The following is a 19,568-nucleotide window of genomic DNA, read 5'->3' as shown; positions in this document are numbered from 1 at the left end:
TAATGCAATGGCTGCCAGCCAACTATTAAAAGATGGTAGTGATGCTTTATATCGTAACAAAGATTTATTAAAAAATGATGATAATATTTTAAATGATATTCGCACTTGATTACAAACAAATATTGGTTCTTCACAAGTTGAATTTCGCTTTTTAATGAATGGGGCATACACATTAACAGTTAATAAATTTTTATTGAATATGATTGACTCATTTAACGCTGAAAATGATGTAATTAAAATTATTTCAGATATTACTGTTGACGCTACGGAATATGAAACCCGTCGTAAAAAAGCAGATTGAGATATGCAAGCAGGAGGGTGGTCACCAGATTATGCTGATCCATATACTTACTTGCATACCTTTTCCTTAGGTGGTGATTTACAATATTATTTTGGAACTTCACGGATTTTTAGTGACCTAAAATTAACGAATAACCTTGCACCAGATTATACAACAATTAAGGATCAATTGAATAATCCATATTGAAATCTTTTAAAAAATACAACAGCAATTGAAAATTTTTATAATGTTTTTAAAAATTATACTAACCAAGTTGCGGCAAGTGATGAAATTACTGATCCCGTTCGCTTATCTGATCGTTATCGAGGCTTTGCCGAAGTTGAATTTAATGCTATTTATACTAATTTTATGTTTATTCCAGTTTATGTTCCAAATGGATCATATCAAATTCGAATTTCATATGTAACACCACGAACACAAGTTACAATTGGGTATGGTAGTTCAAAATATAAACATTGAGGAATGGTTTTAAATCCTTACTTACTAACGACACAAGAACGGCAAATTATTGAAAAACGTTATCAACAACAATTAGCAATTATTCAAACTGATTATGCGGCGTTTAGGGAGGATTATTAATATGAAAAAGTTGTTAACATCTTTTACGGTTTTAATGGTTATTAGTGTTTCTGCTACTGTTGTCAGTTGTGCTGGAATTGAAACTCGTGATCGTAGTAAAATTTATTTATCTTTATTTAAAAGTGAATTAGCTTTAATTCCTGTTTTCGAAACACAACAACCAACCACAAAAGTAACTGAAACGATATTTCAAAATGTAATTTATGATTCATTAGAAACAAACGAATATCATGGCGAAATTCCAAGCGATGAATTAAAATTTATTTATTATGACAAGGACGGAATTTCAAAATTGTGAACTGATTTGACATGACAACCACTAGCAAGTGGCGGTGCAAAGACAGCATTATTATGAGTACAAATTATCGTTAATAAGAATAGTACCCATTTTGCATATAAAACTGATATTATTTCGATAACATTATATCAAACCCAACCACTTGTGTTAGATACCATTACATTTAATTATGAAGCGAAAATGTTAAAATCCTTACCAATTGAGGATATGATGTCTTATTTTGCTATCTTAAATCCAACATTTTATTTCTCACCCCGTCATTTTACAATTACTAAAACAACTGATCATGTTATTATTAAGGCGTCGTCAACTTCAAATCGATATCGTGGTGAAAATCTTATTAATGTTTAGGTTACCTTACAATTTTATAAAATTAAAATATTTGGGGAAAATTTGTTTAAAAGAAATTTTCTCCTTTTTATTAATTTTTTTTAATTTTGTAGAAAACTCTTGATTAAATAAAAAAAATCATCAATATGATAACTTTAAAAGAAAATTATATAAACTTTTAATATTGTTATTTAACTTTTTTATACGTTAAAATATAATACCGATGTTTGTTGGTTTGGCGTTAAACCTTTATGCTGGTATTTTCATTTTCAGAGATTTAAATAATTTTGAATGTTCGTGAAACCTAAGCCATGATAATGAATTAAGGATTCTTTAAGATTTGATTGTAATTTACTAATTTTATTTAACTTCCGATAACTAGCATCAGGATTTGTAATAGTTTTAGTTGCTAATAAAATAGAATTTGTTTGTTTTGCTACTAATAAATATAATGGTTGCATGTCAGAAATAATAATTGAATTTTCTTTGATTAATTGTTTATTAATATTTTCAATAATTCACTGTTTTTGTAATCGTTTTGTGTTGGTTGATTTAACATAAATATTATTATTGCTATCAACAGCCATTTGAATACAACATTTAGTGTTGATTGAAAATGAATCAAGATGAATTTTTCTTTTATCAAATTTATCTTTAAAATTACCTTTGTGGATTTCTTTAATAAATGTTTCATCGATTTGAATTTGGCCATTTAACGTTTTAAATTTTAATTGGGTGTTTTCTAATTGTTTTGATTTCATTATTTTTTGGCGATTATATCAAGCGGTTTTCGGTGATGTTTTAATAAAGTGGGAAATCATTTTACTAGATTGGCCTAATAATGAAATTTGAATCAATAAATTTCACTGTTCATAATTTAAATGACTTCAATACGTAAAATGATCACGAAAAGCATCAAAACTAGCACGACATTTTTTGCATAAATATTTTTGTTTTCCTTCAGGATTATGACCATTTTTAACACAATAAAAAGATTGACAATTATGACATTTAATACCTTTATCCCTAAATTTTTGATCAATTTTATTTAAGCGTTTTTGTTTTTTAATTAATTCTGCTTCTTTTTTGACTTTTTCATGAAATTCTAAAAATTGATCATCTGTTAAACTATTTATTAATTCTTCAATTATTTTTTCCATTAATTATTCACCTATTATATTAAGAATATACCTAATTTTAGGTATATTTTATAAATATCAAGAGTTTTCTACAAAATTAAAGTTAATTTTAATAACTTTCTGTTTAAAATTACGATATAATTAATTAAACTACGAGAAATAGAAAAGGAAGAAAAAGATGATTAGTGTAAACGATTTCCGCCCAGGATTAACGTTTCAATATGATAGTAATATTTACGTAGTAATTGAAGCACAACATTCAAAATCTGGTCGTGGGCAAGCACATGTTAAAACAAAAGTTAAAAATTTGCGAAGCAATGCAACAACAAATATTACTTTCACTGGTGGTGATAAAGTTGAAAAAGCAATGATTGATAAGGTTGAAATGCAATATTTATATGATGATGGTACTAATGTCATCTTTATGGATACGCAAACTTATGAGCAATTAGAAATTCCCTCAACTAATTTAGTTTGAGAAAAAAACTTTTTAAAAGAAGGAGTGATGGCTTCTGTTACAAAATATGATGGTGAAATATTGGGAATTATTTTACCAGATAAGGTAGATCTAACAGTTACTGAGGCAGAAACAGCAGTAAAAGGTGATACTAGTTCTGTAACAATGAAAAAAGCAGTGCTAGAGACTGGATGAGAATTACAGGTTCCGTTGTTTATTAAAGAAGGCGAAGTTATTACTGTTTCAACTAGTGATGGAAAATATTACGGACGGGCTTAATTTTAACAATTCATAAAAGGAGAGATTGAAGATGAATAATAATTTTAATAAATTAACAATTAAAAATAATCATCGTGGGACAATTGTTGTTAGTTTATTAACAATTAAAAAGATTATTTTATATGCAATCCGTGATATGACCCACCAATATTTTGCAGATAAAGTTGAATGTCACATGATTGATAATTCATTATTGCACATTTATATTAGCGGAAAAGTAATGGCAAAAGAAAACTTAAATGATTTAACAGTTGAAATTAATGAAGCAATTATGAAAGAATTAAGTTATTCGTTACAAATTAAACCAAAAAATATTAGTATCGCTTATCATCATTAATAATTTAACAGCGAAGTAACTATAGAAAAAAGAAAAATATTATGAATTTGGTAAGAACTTTGCAAGGTATTACCAAATTTTTATTTATTCTTTTAATATTTTTAATATCATTTATGTAATGATCCCATTTTTGTCACAATTAATTCTTTCCAAAAATAAGGCAGTAATTTACAATATGTTATCATCATTATACTTGTAATTTTTTTCTGTTTGCTATAATTATAGATAAATTATTTATTTTAATTTTGTAGAAAACTATTGATGAAATAAAAAAAATCATCAATATGATAACTTTAAAAGAAAATTATATAAACTTTTAATATTGTTATTTAACTTTTTTATACGTTAAAATATAATACCGATGTTTGTTGGTTTGGCGTTAAACCTTTATGCTGGTATTTTCATTTTCAGAGATTTAAATAATTTTGAATGTTCATGAAACCTAAGCCATGATAATGAATTAAGGATTCTTTAAGATTTGATTGTAATTTACTAATTTTATTTAACTTCTGATAACTAGCATCAGGATTTGTACTAGTTTTAGTTGCTAATAAAATAGAATTTGTTTGTTTTGCTACTAATAAATATAATGGTTGCATGTCAGAAATAATAATTGAATTTTCTTTGATTAATTGTTTATTAATATTTTCAATAATTCACTGTTTTTGTAATCGTTTTGTGTTGGTTGATTTAACATAAATATTATTATTGCTATCAACAGCCATTTGAATACAACATTTAGTGTTGGTTGAAAATGAATCAAGATGAATTTTTCTTTTATCAAATTTATCTTTAAAATTACCTTTGTGGATTTCTTTAATAAATGTTTCATCGATTTGAATTTGGCCATTTAACGTTTGTTTTAAATTTTAATTGGGTGTTTTCTAATTGTTTTGATTTCATTATTTTTTGGCGATTATATCAAGCGGTTTTCGGTGATGTTTTAATAAAGTGGGAAATCATTTTACTAGATTGGCCTAATAATGAAATTTGAATCAATAAATTTCACTGTTCATAATTTAAATGACTTCAATACGTAAAATGATCACGAAAAGCATCAAAACTAGCACGACATTTTTTGCATAAATATTTTTGTTTTCTTTCAGGATTATGACCATTTTTAACACAATAAAAAGATTGACAATTATGACATTTAATACCTTTATCCCTAAATTTTTGATCAATTTTATTTAAGCGTTTTTGTTTTTTAATTAATTCTGCTTCTTTTTTGACTTTTTCATAAAATTCTAAAAATTGATCATCTGTTAAACTATTTATTAATTCTTCAATTATTTTTTCCATTAATTATTCACCTCTTATATTAAAAATATACCTAATTTTAGGTATATTTTATAAATATCAAGAGTTTTCTACAAAATTAAAGAAATTGAATAAAACAAAAATTTTTTAACAAAAAATTTAAACTTATAACGTATTAACAAAATCAATAATCTCTTTTGAATCATTATTAATATATAATTCTGATGGTAACACAGCAACTTTGCTATTCTTTGCAATAGCAACTACTTTTGCTGATAAATATTCAACTTGGGGAGCTAATAAAATAATATTGTAATTATTATCTAATTGCTCTGGTGTTATCACAAAAAATTTCATATCATAATTATTTTTAACAATAACATCATTAATTTTATCTAAAATTCGATTAGCACTAATTCCTGCCGAATAAATTAAAGCAATTTTTATCATTTAGACTTCTATTTATTACTTATAATCTTTTTAAATTATACTGATTATAATTTAAAATGCAATCATAACAATAAAATGTTATTACATTAAATTAATTCAATAATTTCTTAAAATAAAAAGAATACTTTTGTTAATTAATAATTAAAGTATTCTTTTCTTATTTTAATTTTTAAAAATAACTATTTCCCAAAAATTTTAGAATCAATATCTGGAATAAAGATTAGATGTAAATCCGGATTAGTTGTTTCAAGTAAAATCATCGTATCATTAATTGATTTAACTTTAAACTTAATATTATTAATATTAATTCGCATTTCTAGCGCTGATGCTAAATCAGTAATTTTAGCAGCTTTTTTCCATGCCCCCTCTTTTTCATCCCGATATTCAATTTTAACTAATCCACTAACCAATTCTATAGCAGTATTATCAATTGCATCACTACTATGTCCACTAATTTTTAATATTGATGGTATAAGTTTTTTAATTTGCCCATTAAGTGGAATTGAAAAATTAAAATCTCAATTAATAAGTTTTAATTTTATTGATAAATCAGTTATTAAATCGTAATTAAATAATTGATTAATAAACGCTTTAATTTCATCAATAGAAAGGATATCAATAAGTCCCTCTGTCCAGTGTGTTGTTGTTAATTGTCAAAAACTTTCCGGAATTTTTTCATATTTAATATTAATCGTTTTATTTGATATTAATAAATCAACTTTTACTACAATTGAAATTGGAGTTCTATTAGCTGACCATTCACCACTTTTGCTTTTTCATCCTTCTAACAAATTATGTAAAATATGTTCTAAATTAATACTAAATGTACTTTTAATATTTTTATTAACATCTAAAAACCCATCATTGTTAATTTCTCGTGGCTTTTCAAATAAATATTGTAATAGTAATAAGATTAAATTTTGTGATTTTTGTTGCTCACGTTTTTCAAGAACAAAATTACGGAAATGAATAATATCTGGTGCTAAACTATTTAAAATATTAAGATATTTTGCTTTAATTTTTATTTCTAAAGTAGTACCAAACAAGATATCTTTCTTTATTGTTTCATTAATTTCGCCATTTTTAAGTACTTCATCAGCAAGTGGTAAATTAATTAATTCATCATTAACAAAGGCTTCTCATTTTTTTCAATTTTGATCATCCGCATTAAATGAAGTTGGAATAACTTTTGGCAAATTATCAAAAAGATGAAACGTTGTAATTAACGATAAAATCTTGCCAATTGCTAAGTTATTGCCTTGAAATGGAAGATTAATTTTAGATAAAACCATTGTCATGCTTTTATTTAATTTTTGAACTGTATCATTTGTTAATTTTAAATTATTAGTAGCAACAGGAATTAAAAAATTTGAATCATTTGTTTTTGGATTAGTTAATTCTTTATTTTTATAATCAACAACAACTGTTAATTCCCCATAATGAGTAGTTCCATCTTCTGCAATTTCAATAGGCGTAAAATTTTTTTGTGTTAGCATTAAATCATCACTAAATTCTTTAAATTTACTTTCTAAAATGCTGAAAGCAGCAGCATTATTAACAGTTTGGTATTCATTACTGTCAACAACAAGAGGTGACAATTCACTAAAACTAGTTAATCGTTTAATAATTCGATTTTTTTCATAATCAACACTAGTTCCCCCATTTTTATCATTTTCTCCCCCACTCGTTGTATCAATATCACGGTGCCCAGCGGGGGTAGGCGCACATCCACTCAAACCAAAAACAGGTGAACTTGTTAAAATAACACTACTTAAGATAAACAAAATTTTTTTCATTATTTATATCTCCTTTTTTATTTTTTAATTTTTAAAATTTTATTTAATTAAAAATAACATTTAGAAGACTATGCTAATTTAAACACTCTTTTTGATAACCATTTAAAATAATTTTTAATTCTTTTTCACTGCGTTTATTTACTAGCATATGCATTTGTAAAGACTTAATAGCATTATCTAATTCACATAAATTAATGAAACTAAAATTTTCCCTAATATTTTGTTTTTTTAAAATTAATGAAAGTTTTTTAAATATAATTGTACTATTAACAGAAAAAGCAAGGGAAATTAAAACAAAAACATTTTGTGAAAATAATACAAGAGAAATATTATTTTCATTTAAAGCACGATGAAATGGCTTAAATGTATTGATATAAGCTAAAATTTTATTAATTAGGACAATCTTTAAATATTTTTTTCAATATTGTTTAAAAAAATATATTGTTGCAATAAACGAAATAAAAAATAGAAAAATAATAATCATATTGTCTGAGCCTTTGGTACTAGCTTTATGAATTGCAAATATTGTTATTAAACTAACTTTAAATATAATTGAAAAAAGACAAATAATTGAATCATTATAATAATTAGGAAGCAATTGTTTACCAATTAAGATTCATAAACTAATTAAGCAAACTGTTGAGGAAAGGAGATTACGAAGAACCAATAAATTAGTTGTATCCATTAGTAAAAAATAAAAACTAGCTTGAATTCCAACTAAAAAAATAATTGTTAAACTTTGTTTTGTTTTTTTCTTTAAAACAGTAAGATTTGTAAGATATGAAACAAAATAAACAACAGCAAAGAAGACTAATATCTTAGCAATAAATAATATTAATGGTCAATCAATATAATTAATTTCAAATAGCCTGTTAATTTTACTACACCTTACCTTTAAAGAATTATTTTACCTTATTTGCAAATATTATATAGATTTATTGTCAAAAATGCAAAAATGTTTTTTTAAAAATAAATGTTATAATTAAAGTGAGTTTAATAATATCAATAATTAAAAATTATTAATATTATTAAAAAATATAGTAGGAAGTAAAAACAGCGATGTTGCCAGAAAAAATTGATCTTTTTATCGATGAACATGTTGATAAACCCTTATCAGAATATATTAAAGAGAATCCAAGATTTATTTTAGAATTTGTTAATAACTTATCATGAGAAGAAAAATTTGAATTAATTAATGATTTTGTTACAGAAAATGATGAAATTAATCACGTAGTTAATACTTTAAATAAATATCTTTCTTTATTTATTGAAGAGGAAATTAAAGAACGCATTATTCAGAATATTTCATAAGAAGAATATTTACGTCATAAAGCAATTGTTGAAATTTATGAAAAAGCTAAAAATGAAGGAGAATTAAATAAAAAAGATTCTTCTAATTAAAAAAATAATACATTTGGTTAAATGTATTATTTTTTTAATTAATTACTTTTATTTAAAGAGAATTTAAAATTATATTTTTAAAATATTTTTTATCAATAATCTTTCCGTTTTTATCTAAATAAATAGTAATTGTCACTTCAGTATTATCAATTTTTTCTAATTGACTAGTTGTTAAGCCATTATATGGTTTTCCTGTCATACTAATTTCTTGACAAACACTTTCTTTTAATCGATCAATAATATTGCCATCTGGAAATTTGTGGCTTTCTGCTCCCAAAAAATTACGCCATGATGTGGCACTTGATAAATATCAATATTTTTAAAAATATCAGGTTTTTGGCTATCAATAGCTTCTCCAATTTTTTTCAGCATCACCAGTAAATAAAAAATCTGTTGGTCCAATTTTAAAATATAATACATTTGATAAATTATTTCGATTTACTTGTTTTTTATGACTTTATTTATCAAGAAAATCTTTTGCATAATAACTTCAATTATGAAATTTAATACCCTCAAAAATATAAAATTCTTCCAACTTATCATAAATTTTTGTATTAAGGCTAATTGAATCAATAAATTTTTTCATAAATTAATTTGCTTCATTATTAAAAATAATATTATCAACTTGGAAATTATTTAAAATAATTCTGAAATTTGAATAATGATCAGTATGAAAGTGACTGAAAAAAATAGCAGAAATCTTATTAATTCCCTTTTCTTTTAAAACCTTAGTTGGTCAAATATTGACATTATATAATTTAGTATTTAATACACGTGGTGGCCCACCAATCCCAGTATCATAAACAATTGCTGTATCACCTTTTTTATAAATTGAAATAAACCACTACCAGTTGATAACATTGTATATTCATAATATTGTTTTGTTTCATCATCTATTGATACTTTCACATCTTGAGAATCCTCATTAGGTTTAGCATCAATATTTTCATTTGGTAAATTTGCTTATTCTGAACTATTTGAACAAAATGTACAACTCACAATAGAAGCAACAAATATATTATTTACTGATAAACTAGTTAATAAGGCTAATATTTTTTTCATTTAATATTTACCTCGCCTTCTTTATTAATAAACAATAATTTGTTAATTTAAAATACAAGCAAAAACAAACAAAACATTTCTCATAGTCTGACCTGATTGTAGCATTGCATAAATTAAAATGGTTTGCTATTTTTTCATATATTGATGCCCGTATTAAATTTTAAAAACTAAAATTTTATCTTTATCAAATTATTTGTAAAATTATAATAATAAATTACAAATAATTTGATAAATGTTAAATTTATTTTATGGAATGGCAACACTTTTTAGGACACTTTTTATATAGACATTTGTTTTCTAAAAGTAACTGGATATAAATAATTTAAACTGCCATGAATTAGAATATTGTTATATCAATGCACAAAATCAAAAAGTTCGTATTTTAATTGTGTTAAATTTTTAAATTTTTTACCCTTAATAAATTCAGTTTTAAAAGTTTTGTAAGTTGTTTCAGCCACAGCATTATCATAAGGGCAGCCTTTATTGCTTAATGATCTTTTAATATTAAAAGTTATTAAAATTTCATCAATGATTTTATTTTTAAACTCATTACCACGATCAGTATGAAATAGAGTTATTTGATTTAATGGTCGTGTTATTTTATGAAAAGCTTGTTGGGCCAGTTCGGCTGTTTTATTCGACCCAGCACTATAACCAATTATTTCACGATTAAACAAGTCAATTAATAAACAAATATAATGTCATTTAGCGCCAACTTGAACATATGTTAAATCACTAACAATAACTTCATTAGGTTTTTTGTTGTTAAATTGACGATTTAAAATATTATTAATTTGGTCATTATTGACTGTTGTTTTATGATTATGATATTTTAATTTGGTGTATTTAGAAACCAAATTATTTTTGATCATAAAGAATCTGATTTTTATCCACGATAAGATGATATCTTTTCTGTTTAAAATAACTTTAATTTTGCGAGCACCATAAATTTTGCGACTTTTATTAAAGGCACTGATAATTTATTGTTCATAATTATTAACTTGCTTGTTAATACATTTATTAGTTTGATAATAATACGTTGATTTTGATAAACCCAAAATCTTACATATTTTTCTTACTGAATATTTTGTTTTGTTGTTATTAATTATTGTTATTTTTTGGCCATTATCAGTGCGGCTTGCTTTAAAATGTCATTTTCCATTTTCAAGTCTTTAAGTTCTTTTCGTAAAGTTATTATTTCATTTTCTTCTAGTGTGCGATTGTCTTTTTCTTTAAATGAACCAGAATTATTATAATTTTTAACTCAACTATAAATAGTTGTTCATAAGAATGATAACACAATAAAAATCATTCCAACAATCATTACTGAAAAAACAAAAAAGACTGGTTTAATATTTGTAGCCCCAATTAGTTTCATTAAGACACTATTCTTAAATTCTAAAATTGTCTGCGGAATAATAAAAATTCCAACTGACATTGCTTGAACCATTGCGATTGAGCCAACTAAGGTATGAATGTTTTGTCCTGGATTATTATTTAATTGTTTAAAAGCAAATCTATTTAAAAATAATAATAAAATTGGATAAACAATTAAAAAGAATGGCACAAAAAAACCTTTGTAATAGTATTTTAACATTAAATCAATTAATGGTTTATTTTTACCGCGTAAACGGCCATCACAAATCCATTTATCAACTTTATTAACCCGTGGATTTGTTTTTGTTTTTTTAACTACATCTTGATATTGTTGTTCTAAAACAGCTTTTTTATTTTTCTCAAACATTTGTCACGTAAAATTATGCACTGAGCCATATTTTGCGACAATGTCTTTGACTTGACCAGCTTCTTTAATTTGACCATTCTGAACATAAATATATTTTTCACAAAACTCTTCAACTTCACTCATCATATGTGTTACTAAAAACATCGCTTTTCTTTTATCAACAATGTTTTCTTGTAAAAAGTGAAAAATTTATGATCGAACTTCAATATCTAATCCAGTTGAAATTTCATCTAAAATAACTAAGTCTGGATCATGGATTACTGACAATAAAATATTTAATCGTTGTTGTTAGCCCCCAAAAAGACCTTCAACAAATTTATTTTCCATTCCAATTAATTGATATGTTCGTAACAATTCACGTAAATGCCCATCTTTCTTTGAAATATTAAAGGTATTTAAATAGTATTTAATCATATCCATTACTGAAATCCTAATTGGATATTTTGATTCTTGGAACTGTAAACCAATTGTTAAATTTTCTTGTCGATGTACTTTACCACTTGTTGGTTGTCGAATTCCACCAATAATTTCATTTAATGTTGATTTGCCACTTCCGTTGGCTCCAATTACCCCAATGCGATCACCTGAATTAATCACTAAATTAACGTTATTCAAAGCAACCTTATTTTTATATTTTTTTGTAACATCAACTACTTCTACTAGTGGTTTTGTTGAATCAATTGCTTTGTGTTCCTTTATAACTACTTGTTTCATAGGTTACCCCTTTCCTAGCTATATTTATTCAGTTTTAATTAATAAATACGCTCAGAATATTTCTTTAATTTTGTAGAAAACTATTGATATTTATAAAATATACCTAAAATTAGGTATATTTTTAATATAAGAGGTGAATAATTAATGGAAAAAATAATTGAAGAATTAATAAATAGTTTAACAGATGATCAATTTTTATAATTTCATGAAAAAGTCAAAAAAGAAGCAGAATTAATTAAAAAACAAAAACGCTTAAATGAAATTGATCAAAAATTTAGGGATAAAGGTATTAAATGTCCTAATTGTCAATCTTTTTATTGTGTTAAAAATGGTCATAATCCTGAAGGAAAACAAAAATATTTATGCAAAAAATGTCGTGCTAGTTTTGATGCTTTTCGTGATCATTTTACGTATTGAAGTCATTTAAATTATGAACAGTTAAATTTATTGATTCAAATTTCATTATTAGGCCAATCTAGTAAAATGATTTCCCACTTTATTAAAACATCACCGAAAACCGCTTGATATAATCGCTAAAAAATAATGAAATCAAAACAATTAGAAAACACCCAATTAAAATTTAAAACGTTAAATGGCCAAATTCAAATCGATGAAACATTTATTAAAGAAATCCACAAAGGTAATTTTAAAGATAAATTTGATAAAAGAAAAATTCATCTTGATTCATTTTCAACCAACACTAAATGTTGTATTCAAATGGCTGTTGATAGCAATAATAATATTTATGTTAAATCAACCAACACAAAACGATTACAAAAACAGTGAATTATTGAAAATATTAATAAACAATTAATCAAAGAAAATTCAATTATTATTTCTGACATGCAACCATTATATTTATTAGTAGCAAAACAAACAAATTCTATTTTATTAGCAACTAAAACTAGTACAAATCCTGATGCTAGTTATCGGAAGTTAAATAAAATTAGTAAATTACAATCAAATCTTAAAGAATCCTCAATTCATTATCATGGCTTAGGTTTCACGAACATTCAAAATTATTTAAATCTCTGAAAATGAAAATACCAGCATAAAGGTTTAACACCAAACCAACAATCATCGGTATTATATTTTAACGTATAAAAAAGTTAAATAACAATATTAAAAGTTTATATAATTTTCTTTTAAAGTTATCATATTGATGATTTTTTTTATTTCATCAAGAGTTTTCTACAAAATTAAAGTAAATATCATCCATTTTTATTTGTAAGAACTAATTCGGTCGTATAAAGAAAATAAGGGTTTTTATTTTTAAATGTTATTTAGTTCAATAAATTAAAAAGGTATTTTTTTTCTTATTTGTCTAAAACCCTTATTTTATTTATACGACCACTAATTCTTATATTTTAGAAATTAAACTTGATCTAAGACTGAATTAATATAACTAAAATCAGTATCTTCGCCATATAATTTTAAAATTTCTAAACTTTCATTAATGACAATTGCCTTTGCTAATTGTTGATAACAAATTTCATAAACTCCATATACTAAAACAGCTTTATGATAATTACTTAAGCGAGCAAAATTTCATCCTGGTTTTAAATGTTGATTAATCTTCGCAATAATATCTGATAGATTTGCTAATATTTCCTCAACTTGAATTGTTTCCACAGAAGTTGTTACCATTTGCGAGAAATCATATGCTTCTTGTTTTGTTGTTAAAACATCATGTTGTAAAACAAAGTGACGATATAACAAATTAATAATATTAATGCGTTCTTGGCGTTTTGACACGTGACATACTCCTTTAAATATAATGATATAAACAAAATAAACTACTTTTTTGTAATCGATAATTATGATGATGACTATGCTCGCTTAATAAATGATGTAACATTAAAATTGTTTCATCGGCAAAAAGATCAATCGTTAAATCATCGTTTTTTTCAATATGTTTTATTATATCACTTCAATGCATTTCTTGCTGATTAATTATTTGAATATTATTATAAGGCACTAAATCACTAACAATAAATGGTTCTTTACTATTAATAACAATCAAATTAATTATAGCAGTACGTAAAAATTGTTTTGCATCAAGTAATTTGACCATCCGATTAATCATAAATTGTTGTGTTACAATTGGCGAAGTAATTAAACCCTTCCTTTGCTCTCACACTGGAGTTGTTAATGTTGTTGTTACTGGTTCAGATAATGTTCTGATTTTTAAAAAATAAAGATTTTTTCGCGTTAAAATTAAGCGTGGAAAATAATATGTAATATGGCTAAAATCATCATAAAAAGCAACATTTTTAAAATATCACATATAATTAACAGTACGAACATATCCGTTCAATAATCTTATCAAATCCATGATATTGCTCATAATATAACTCTTGTTTTCAATTCAACGGTGGTAAACCAAGCTCCTGCCGAATTTTAATTAAATAACGTCGTTTTTTAAATGTTAACATGTTATTTTTTCCTTCTTTAAATTAAGTAAAAAAGAAACCTATGGTTTCTTACTATGCAAAAAATGATTAGTTCGTTTTTGATGCGAATATAGATATTGAATTTCATCTTCTTCTGTTAATTTTTCAACTAATTCTTCATTATATCGACGTGCTAAAGTTTCTTGATAATCAAAGATTTTTTCTTGTACCCGAACATGAATCCCATCTACTAGTAATGGGGCTTTAATTTCTGCCAACTTTAAAAATATAATTTCTTTTGCATGTAAATACAGTAATTTCCCATGTAATTTAGCATTTCTTAATAAGATATATTCCTTTTTATTACATGCTTCTGTAACATTATCTTCAGTATAAACATTATAACTAAGAAAATGATTTTTATCTTGTGCATTACCTGCAAAAAACATTTCATTGTGGCCCATCCGATCAATGCAAATGATTTTTCCATTGCGCAAAAAGTAAAGATGTCCTGTTTTTATATCTCTTATCATTTCTCGTTGCCTCCTTTCTCCTTAAGGTTTATAAATATTTGGTTAATACTTAATGAGGTTGATAATTAATAATTAATACACTATTTTCTACTACGTGCGTCTTGCATTAGTTTTGCTTGCACTCGTAATGATTCAATTAAAGCTTGTCGATTTTCTTTAACTTCATCGCGAATTCTTAATAACCGTCGGAATTCCTTTTGAAGTTTAATAAACTCTTCAAGGTTTCCTTTTGTATCTTTATATTTAAGCACTTGTTTATTTAGCAATTTAATTTCAGCATATTGCTTTTGGTTTAATAGCATAACATTCTTACGTAAAAGGGAAATTGATTCACTACGGTTTTTAAAAATTGCATCGTTTAATTCTTCATAATTAGTTTTAATTGCTCGTGATAAGTTAATATCTCGATTAAAATCAGATAATTCTTGAGAAATTTGACGATTATATCCTTGTTCATATTGATGTCGAACTTCAAATAAATATTCCGTCATTTTTTGATCATAAACTAATCGTTCTTCAATATTTGGCAGTTTTGTTTCAACATAACGATGATTATAATTTGTTTTTTTGTAAAGATCTTCATCAAACAATAATTCTTGTCCATCAGTTATTACTTCGTTTGATTGATTATTAATTGCTTTCTTTTCTTTTGCAGTTTCTCGATTTTTTTTCTTTGTTCATAGTTTAGTTTTGCTGCAAAAGTTGCTTTTAATTGTTCTAATTGCGTTTGCTCTGCATCAGTCAATTTCTGAAAACGACTTTTATTTTCTAATCATAAAATTAATTGTTCTTCAATTGATAATGGATCTTCTGCTGTCCGAATTATTTTAACTGGCTTTGGTTTTGGTGGAGTAATATCTTTTTCAACAAATTCATTTAAACTAATTTCAACTGGTGATTGTTTAATTAAACGAACAATAATTTCTTCATCTCCTTTTTCAATTTCAATTTTATCATTTGGATCAACAACAAAATCAACAATTGATAAACCATTTCGTCTAATTTGAGAAATTTGTTGTGCCAAGATTGGTCGTAAATCACGACGATTTGTTGTTACTTCTTCTGTTTCTTTTCGACGAATAATTGTTTTAGGCTCGTCTTCAAAAGAGTTTGATAATTCTAATTTATTTTTAACCTGATTAGCATCAAAATGATTTCAGGTTGATAAAGTAGTAAACTGGTCATTAATGTGCTCACTATCTTTTGATGGCGGTTTCATTAAATTTTCTGTTTTAGAATTGGCATTTTTAACAGACATTTTCTTCGGCATACTTGTTTGCTCGGTAATAGTTGTTATTTCTTCTGATAATGACATTACTGGTGAAAATTGTGGCAAGAAAGGCTTTGATTTTGGCCCTGTTTTCTTACTAACTGCTTGTTTTGCTTTATGATTCTTTAATCTTTGCAAAACAGGAATTTCTTTTTCAACCCGATAACTATAATCAATAAATTTACTTTTAGCTCTTTGCTCTTCTCAAGTATTTCTTTTTTTATCCTTTAAACGAATAACACCTGTTTTTTTAGTTCCAACAACTTCGCTAACATTTTTTTGTTTTAACGCTTGGTATTCGGCACTATTTTCATCTAATTGCCCCAATAAAACCTTGATTGTTGCTGGCGTTAATTTTTTATCCATTAGTTCTGTTGTGTCTCTATCAGAATCAATAATGTTTCCATAATTGACACGAGAAGTTACGACATATTCTGAGTCTTTTTCTTTTGCCATTTTCTATTCCTCTTTTATCTATTTTCTCGTTTTTTTGATACTTACATACATTATATAAAATTTTTGCACTTTTTTAAAGTTTTTTTACTAAAAACATTGCTTTTTTTAATAAATTATTTATAATAATATACATTTTTTTTAATTTAAAGATTATCAGCGTGATTTTGGGCCTTTTTTATGAAGATAACGCTGCCTTTTACTTTTTATTGATTTTTCAGTTGAAAGCAGCGAAGATTCTTGTTCTTGTGGTTGATGATACATATTATATTCGTCTAACAATGCACGACAAATTTCTCGCATAAAAATAGAGCCATAATTATCTTCTGCTGTTGAAACATTATTAATGTCATTCCTATTTTTAAACACTGGCTTTGCTTGTAATTCTAATCCAGCAACTTCACTATTTAATATTTTTTTATTTATCTTTGGTAATTTAACTGGTTTTGATAATGTAGCTAAATATTCTTCTCGTTTTTTTAATTCATTTAATCTAATTTGTTGTAAATCACGAAGTGCTAACTCTTGTTGACGTTGTACTTGGTGTATTTGAATTTTATTATTATTTGCTAATGCTTGTAATAATTGTTTTTGAACAATAGCATCTGCCTCTTGCGTTCATAATTCTTTCTCTCTCGCTCATTGTAAAGCCACATCAGGTCTTTTATGAGGATCAATGCCACTTGATGTCACAACTTCATCAAAATATTTACTAATTAATTCGGCTGTTGAAATTTTTTTATTTCTCATTGTTAATTCTTCACCACTTTATTGTTAGTACTTATTGTTTCACTCTTTTCATTATTAGAGTTTTCAATTAAAAAGCCATCAACAACCTTTTTTCCTTCAGCACGATATTTTTCAATTAAAATTTGTGGTAATGGTTTAGGTTTTACTTTTTTATTATTAAGTTTTTTTTGATAACGCCGTTCTTTACGCATATTTTTTTGAATTAATTTTTCTTTTAATAAACGTTGATGAAGTTGTTCTAATTGACGCCGATAAATTTCACGAATTTTACGAGGATGATATCCTGCATAAGTGTATTGATTTTCCGTTAAATCAACTGTTAAATCAGGTGTTTTTGTCGAATCAGCATAATCAATTTGATAATCTTTTAATTCTTTCCGTGTATATAAAGTTAAACCTGTGTCTTTTCTTTTAGTGGGAATAAATGTTTGATTATTTACTTCTGCTATCAAATTAGATTGTTTTTTTGTCATTTTTAACTTAGAAACTTTATCATTATTTTTTTTATAATCATTACCATATTTTAACTTTTTTAAATTAGGACATTTTTTAGGATCAACAGTTGAAATATATTCATTTTTAATTTTTTGTGTTTGCTCAATTAATGTTTTATTATTTCTAGCCCCTGTTGTTTTGGCGGGCACACTATTTTGACTAACTCCATTCAAGAATGGTTGTTTTTGCTTACTACTAATTGCATTTGTAAAAGTTAAATTTGGCATAATTGCTTCATTTTTTCCTACTGATAATTTTGGTTTAATCTTCTTTAATTGTTTTACCATTAATGGATTAATTTGTCTAGTAATATCATGTTCTAAATAAAGGTCAGTTTTAAAAATTGGTTTTCGTTTTGGTTCTTCTTTTATAAAATTACGAATATATTTGCCACCAATTTGTTTCTTAGTTTTTCCTAAACTACGGGATAATGATTCTTTGACCATTTGATCACGTTTTTTAATAACATGTTCCGGATTAATCACAATTGGTGTCTCATTTTTATCTTTTTTATGTGTGATTTGATGCATATGTTGTTTTAGCTCTGAAGGATGTGAATTCCGACGTGATAACAATTGTAATTGATTTTGATTTAATCCTCAATTATTTGCATGCTCTTTCACTTGTTTATTAAATCCTTTTAATGATTCAATTGTTTTTTCGTTTTTACTATCATTTTTTGAACCTTGTGTTTGACTTTGGAATCGTCCATAATGTTCATTCCGTTGCCGAATTAATCGTTGTTGATTTGGATTTAACTTACTAATAATATTTTCAGTTTCTTCTGATGAAGGGATTACTTTATCAGGCTTTATATTCTCATCTAAGGCTAGTTCATTCTTAACAACTTGTTCGATTGGCAAACTTGCTAAAACAGATTCATTATTATTTAAAAAAGCTTGACGTGGTTGTTTTATCTCTGATTCAATTGCTTCTTGTGATGCTTGATAACCACGAACAACTCGTGATGGAAATAAGTCTTCAACTCGCGATAATTTTCGTTTTGACAATAATCTTAACTGGCTAGGATTTAATCCCATTGTTTTCTTGCTACTCGTTGCATTTTTTGCCAATTCTTTTTTAAATAATGATGACTTTTTACCTGAGATTTTTTTAAATTGTGCATTTTCTCCTAATAATAATTTAACAAATTTTTCATATTCTTTTTTATAACGTTGATTTCAATCAATTCAACTATTTGAATTCAAATTTTGATATTCTTCCATTAACTTTAAATATGGTTCTCACTTTTTCCAAGACTTAGTTAGCATTTTAATAATCATTGTTTCATTAACATTTATTTTTAAATTATTATTAACTTCTTGTAATTGTTTTGTTTCATTCAATTTCTTACTAGCCATCATTTTACCTCAAATTTTTAAATTATAACAGTCAATAAATTTTTTCTCTAAAATTATATCATTTTTTTCTTGCTTTTGATATCAATACTTGCTTTAATTTTATAGAAAAATATTATGTTTATGATTTTATTGATGAAAGAATAAGATGGGCATTGGGTTATATTTA

General features: G+C 25.3%; 24 protein-coding genes and 1 pseudogene. 7 read left to right on the top strand and 18 right to left on the bottom strand.

Annotation, left to right across the window (positions count from 1 at the left end; genetic code table 4):
• Positions 1-7 precede the first annotated feature (7 nt).
• Together AAHM76_RS02150 and AAHM76_RS02145 are read left to right on the top strand one after the other, a co-directional pair.
• Positions 8-880, top strand: a complete 873-nt coding sequence (locus tag AAHM76_RS02150) for a hypothetical protein (protein WP_342256470.1) — start codon at positions 8-10, stop codon at positions 878-880.
• A gap of 1 nt (position 881) precedes the next feature.
• Positions 882-1,529 carry a hypothetical protein gene (locus AAHM76_RS02145; protein ID WP_342256469.1) on the top strand — a complete coding sequence of 216 codons (648 nt, stop codon included), beginning with the start codon at positions 882-884 and terminating at the stop codon, positions 1,527-1,529.
• A gap of 179 nt (positions 1,530-1,708) precedes the next feature.
• On the opposite strand, the gene AAHM76_RS02140 is transcribed toward AAHM76_RS02145, so the two are convergent.
• On the bottom strand, positions 1,709-2,668 hold the full coding sequence (locus AAHM76_RS02140) for an IS1/IS1595 family N-terminal zinc-binding domain-containing protein (RefSeq protein ID WP_342256468.1): 960 nt from the start codon (positions 2,666-2,668) through the stop codon (positions 1,709-1,711).
• A gap of 157 nt (positions 2,669-2,825) precedes the next feature.
• Here AAHM76_RS02140 and efp point away from each other — a divergent pair, with 157 nt between their 5' ends.
• Together efp and AAHM76_RS02130 are read left to right on the top strand one after the other, a co-directional pair.
• On the top strand, positions 2,826-3,383 hold the full coding sequence (gene efp / locus AAHM76_RS02135; protein ID WP_342256467.1) for an elongation factor P: 558 nt from the start codon (positions 2,826-2,828) through the stop codon (positions 3,381-3,383).
• A 31-nt stretch (positions 3,384-3,414) separates the two neighbouring features.
• Entirely contained in the window at positions 3,415-3,720 is a 306-nt protein-coding gene (locus AAHM76_RS02130) for an MMB_0454 family protein (RefSeq protein ID WP_342256466.1), read from the top strand.
• Between the two features lie 338 nt (positions 3,721-4,058).
• Here the strand turns inward: AAHM76_RS02130 and AAHM76_RS02125 are convergent, their stop codons facing one another.
• From AAHM76_RS02125 to AAHM76_RS02105, 5 genes are all read right to left on the bottom strand, one after another.
• Positions 4,059-4,532: a hypothetical protein gene (locus AAHM76_RS02125; protein WP_342256823.1), complete on the bottom strand. Its 474-nt coding sequence runs from the start codon at positions 4,530-4,532 to the stop codon at positions 4,059-4,061.
• Positions 4,533-4,536: 4 nt separating this feature from the next.
• Positions 4,537-5,022: an IS1/IS1595 family N-terminal zinc-binding domain-containing protein gene (locus AAHM76_RS02120; RefSeq protein ID WP_342256465.1), complete on the bottom strand. Its 486-nt coding sequence runs from the start codon at positions 5,020-5,022 to the stop codon at positions 4,537-4,539.
• A gap of 123 nt (positions 5,023-5,145) precedes the next feature.
• Positions 5,146-5,430 carry a pts system IIb component protein gene (locus AAHM76_RS02115; RefSeq protein ID WP_342256464.1) on the bottom strand — a complete coding sequence of 95 codons (285 nt, stop codon included), beginning with the start codon at positions 5,428-5,430 and terminating at the stop codon, positions 5,146-5,148.
• A gap of 179 nt (positions 5,431-5,609) precedes the next feature.
• Positions 5,610-7,226 (bottom strand): hypothetical protein, encoded by a 1,617-nt coding sequence (locus AAHM76_RS02110; protein ID WP_342256463.1) that lies wholly within the window; start codon positions 7,224-7,226, stop codon positions 5,610-5,612.
• A gap of 73 nt (positions 7,227-7,299) precedes the next feature.
• Positions 7,300-7,911: a hypothetical protein gene (locus AAHM76_RS02105; RefSeq protein ID WP_342256462.1), complete on the bottom strand. Its 612-nt coding sequence runs from the start codon at positions 7,909-7,911 to the stop codon at positions 7,300-7,302.
• Positions 7,912-8,285: 374 nt separating this feature from the next.
• Between AAHM76_RS02105 and AAHM76_RS02100 the strand changes: the two genes are divergently transcribed.
• Positions 8,286-8,537 carry a hypothetical protein gene (locus AAHM76_RS02100; protein ID WP_342256461.1) on the top strand — a complete coding sequence of 84 codons (252 nt, stop codon included), beginning with the start codon at positions 8,286-8,288 and terminating at the stop codon, positions 8,535-8,537.
• 142 nt (positions 8,538-8,679) lie between these two features.
• On the opposite strand, the gene AAHM76_RS02095 is transcribed toward AAHM76_RS02100, so the two are convergent.
• The 5 genes from AAHM76_RS02095 to AAHM76_RS02075 all read right to left on the bottom strand — a co-directional run bounded on the left by AAHM76_RS02095 (position 8,680) and on the right by AAHM76_RS02075 (position 12,147).
• Entirely contained in the window at positions 8,680-8,904 is a 225-nt protein-coding gene (locus AAHM76_RS02095; protein ID WP_342256460.1) for a hypothetical protein, read from the bottom strand.
• Between the two features lie 312 nt (positions 8,905-9,216).
• Positions 9,217-9,417 (bottom strand): MBL fold metallo-hydrolase, encoded by a 201-nt coding sequence (locus tag AAHM76_RS02090; RefSeq protein WP_342256822.1) that lies wholly within the window; start codon positions 9,415-9,417, stop codon positions 9,217-9,219.
• Between the two features lie 550 nt (positions 9,418-9,967).
• Complete coding sequence (locus tag AAHM76_RS02085; protein WP_342256821.1) at positions 9,968-10,609, bottom strand: IS3 family transposase; 642 nt, start codon at positions 10,607-10,609, stop codon at positions 9,968-9,970.
• 191 nt (positions 10,610-10,800) lie between these two features.
• The gene (locus AAHM76_RS02080; protein WP_342256459.1) at positions 10,801-11,577 is read right to left on the bottom strand and encodes a hypothetical protein; all 777 of its coding nucleotides are present in this window, start codon (positions 11,575-11,577) and stop codon (positions 10,801-10,803) included.
• 144 nt (positions 11,578-11,721) lie between these two features.
• Positions 11,722-12,147: an ATP-binding cassette domain-containing protein gene (locus AAHM76_RS02075; protein ID WP_342256458.1), complete on the bottom strand. Its 426-nt coding sequence runs from the start codon at positions 12,145-12,147 to the stop codon at positions 11,722-11,724.
• 231 nt (positions 12,148-12,378) lie between these two features.
• Here AAHM76_RS02075 and AAHM76_RS08355 point away from each other — a divergent pair.
• Positions 12,379-12,492, top strand: a pseudogene (locus AAHM76_RS08355) (hypothetical protein); the annotation flags it as partial.
• A gap of 198 nt (positions 12,493-12,690) precedes the next feature.
• Positions 12,691-13,251, top strand: coding sequence for a transposase (locus tag AAHM76_RS02070; RefSeq protein ID WP_342256457.1), 561 nt, complete (start codon positions 12,691-12,693; stop codon positions 13,249-13,251).
• Positions 13,252-13,521: 270 nt separating this feature from the next.
• Here the strand turns inward: AAHM76_RS02070 and AAHM76_RS02065 are convergent, their stop codons facing one another.
• The 7 genes from AAHM76_RS02065 to AAHM76_RS02035 all read right to left on the bottom strand — a co-directional run bounded on the left by AAHM76_RS02065 (position 13,522) and on the right by AAHM76_RS02035 (position 19,402).
• Positions 13,522-13,902 (bottom strand): transcription antitermination factor NusB, encoded by a 381-nt coding sequence (locus tag AAHM76_RS02065; protein WP_342256348.1) that lies wholly within the window; start codon positions 13,900-13,902, stop codon positions 13,522-13,524.
• Positions 13,903-13,915: 13 nt separating this feature from the next.
• Positions 13,916-14,482 (bottom strand): hypothetical protein, encoded by a 567-nt coding sequence (locus tag AAHM76_RS02060; protein WP_342256456.1) that lies wholly within the window; start codon positions 14,480-14,482, stop codon positions 13,916-13,918.
• A gap of 138 nt (positions 14,483-14,620) precedes the next feature.
• Positions 14,621-15,073: a hypothetical protein gene (locus tag AAHM76_RS02055; protein WP_342256455.1), complete on the bottom strand. Its 453-nt coding sequence runs from the start codon at positions 15,071-15,073 to the stop codon at positions 14,621-14,623.
• Between the two features lie 80 nt (positions 15,074-15,153).
• Positions 15,154-15,663, bottom strand: a complete 510-nt coding sequence (locus tag AAHM76_RS02050; protein ID WP_342256454.1) for a hypothetical protein — start codon at positions 15,661-15,663, stop codon at positions 15,154-15,156.
• A gap of 20 nt (positions 15,664-15,683) precedes the next feature.
• Positions 15,684-16,799 (bottom strand): hypothetical protein, encoded by a 1,116-nt coding sequence (locus AAHM76_RS02045; RefSeq protein ID WP_342256453.1) that lies wholly within the window; start codon positions 16,797-16,799, stop codon positions 15,684-15,686.
• A 150-nt stretch (positions 16,800-16,949) separates the two neighbouring features.
• Positions 16,950-17,546 carry a hypothetical protein gene (locus tag AAHM76_RS02040; protein ID WP_342256452.1) on the bottom strand — a complete coding sequence of 199 codons (597 nt, stop codon included), beginning with the start codon at positions 17,544-17,546 and terminating at the stop codon, positions 16,950-16,952.
• Positions 17,547-17,548: 2 nt separating this feature from the next.
• Positions 17,549-19,402, bottom strand: a complete 1,854-nt coding sequence (locus tag AAHM76_RS02035) for a hypothetical protein (RefSeq protein WP_342256451.1) — start codon at positions 19,400-19,402, stop codon at positions 17,549-17,551.
• Between the last annotated feature and the right edge of the window lie 166 nt (positions 19,403-19,568).

It is taken from the genome of Spiroplasma endosymbiont of Poecilobothrus nobilitatus, assembly GCF_964030655.1.
Taxonomy (GTDB): Bacteria; Bacillota_I; Bacilli_A; order Mycoplasmatales; family Mycoplasmataceae; genus Spiroplasma.
Note: the sequence above shows the minus strand (reverse complement) of the source record. Positions and strands in the feature narration are given on the sequence as shown.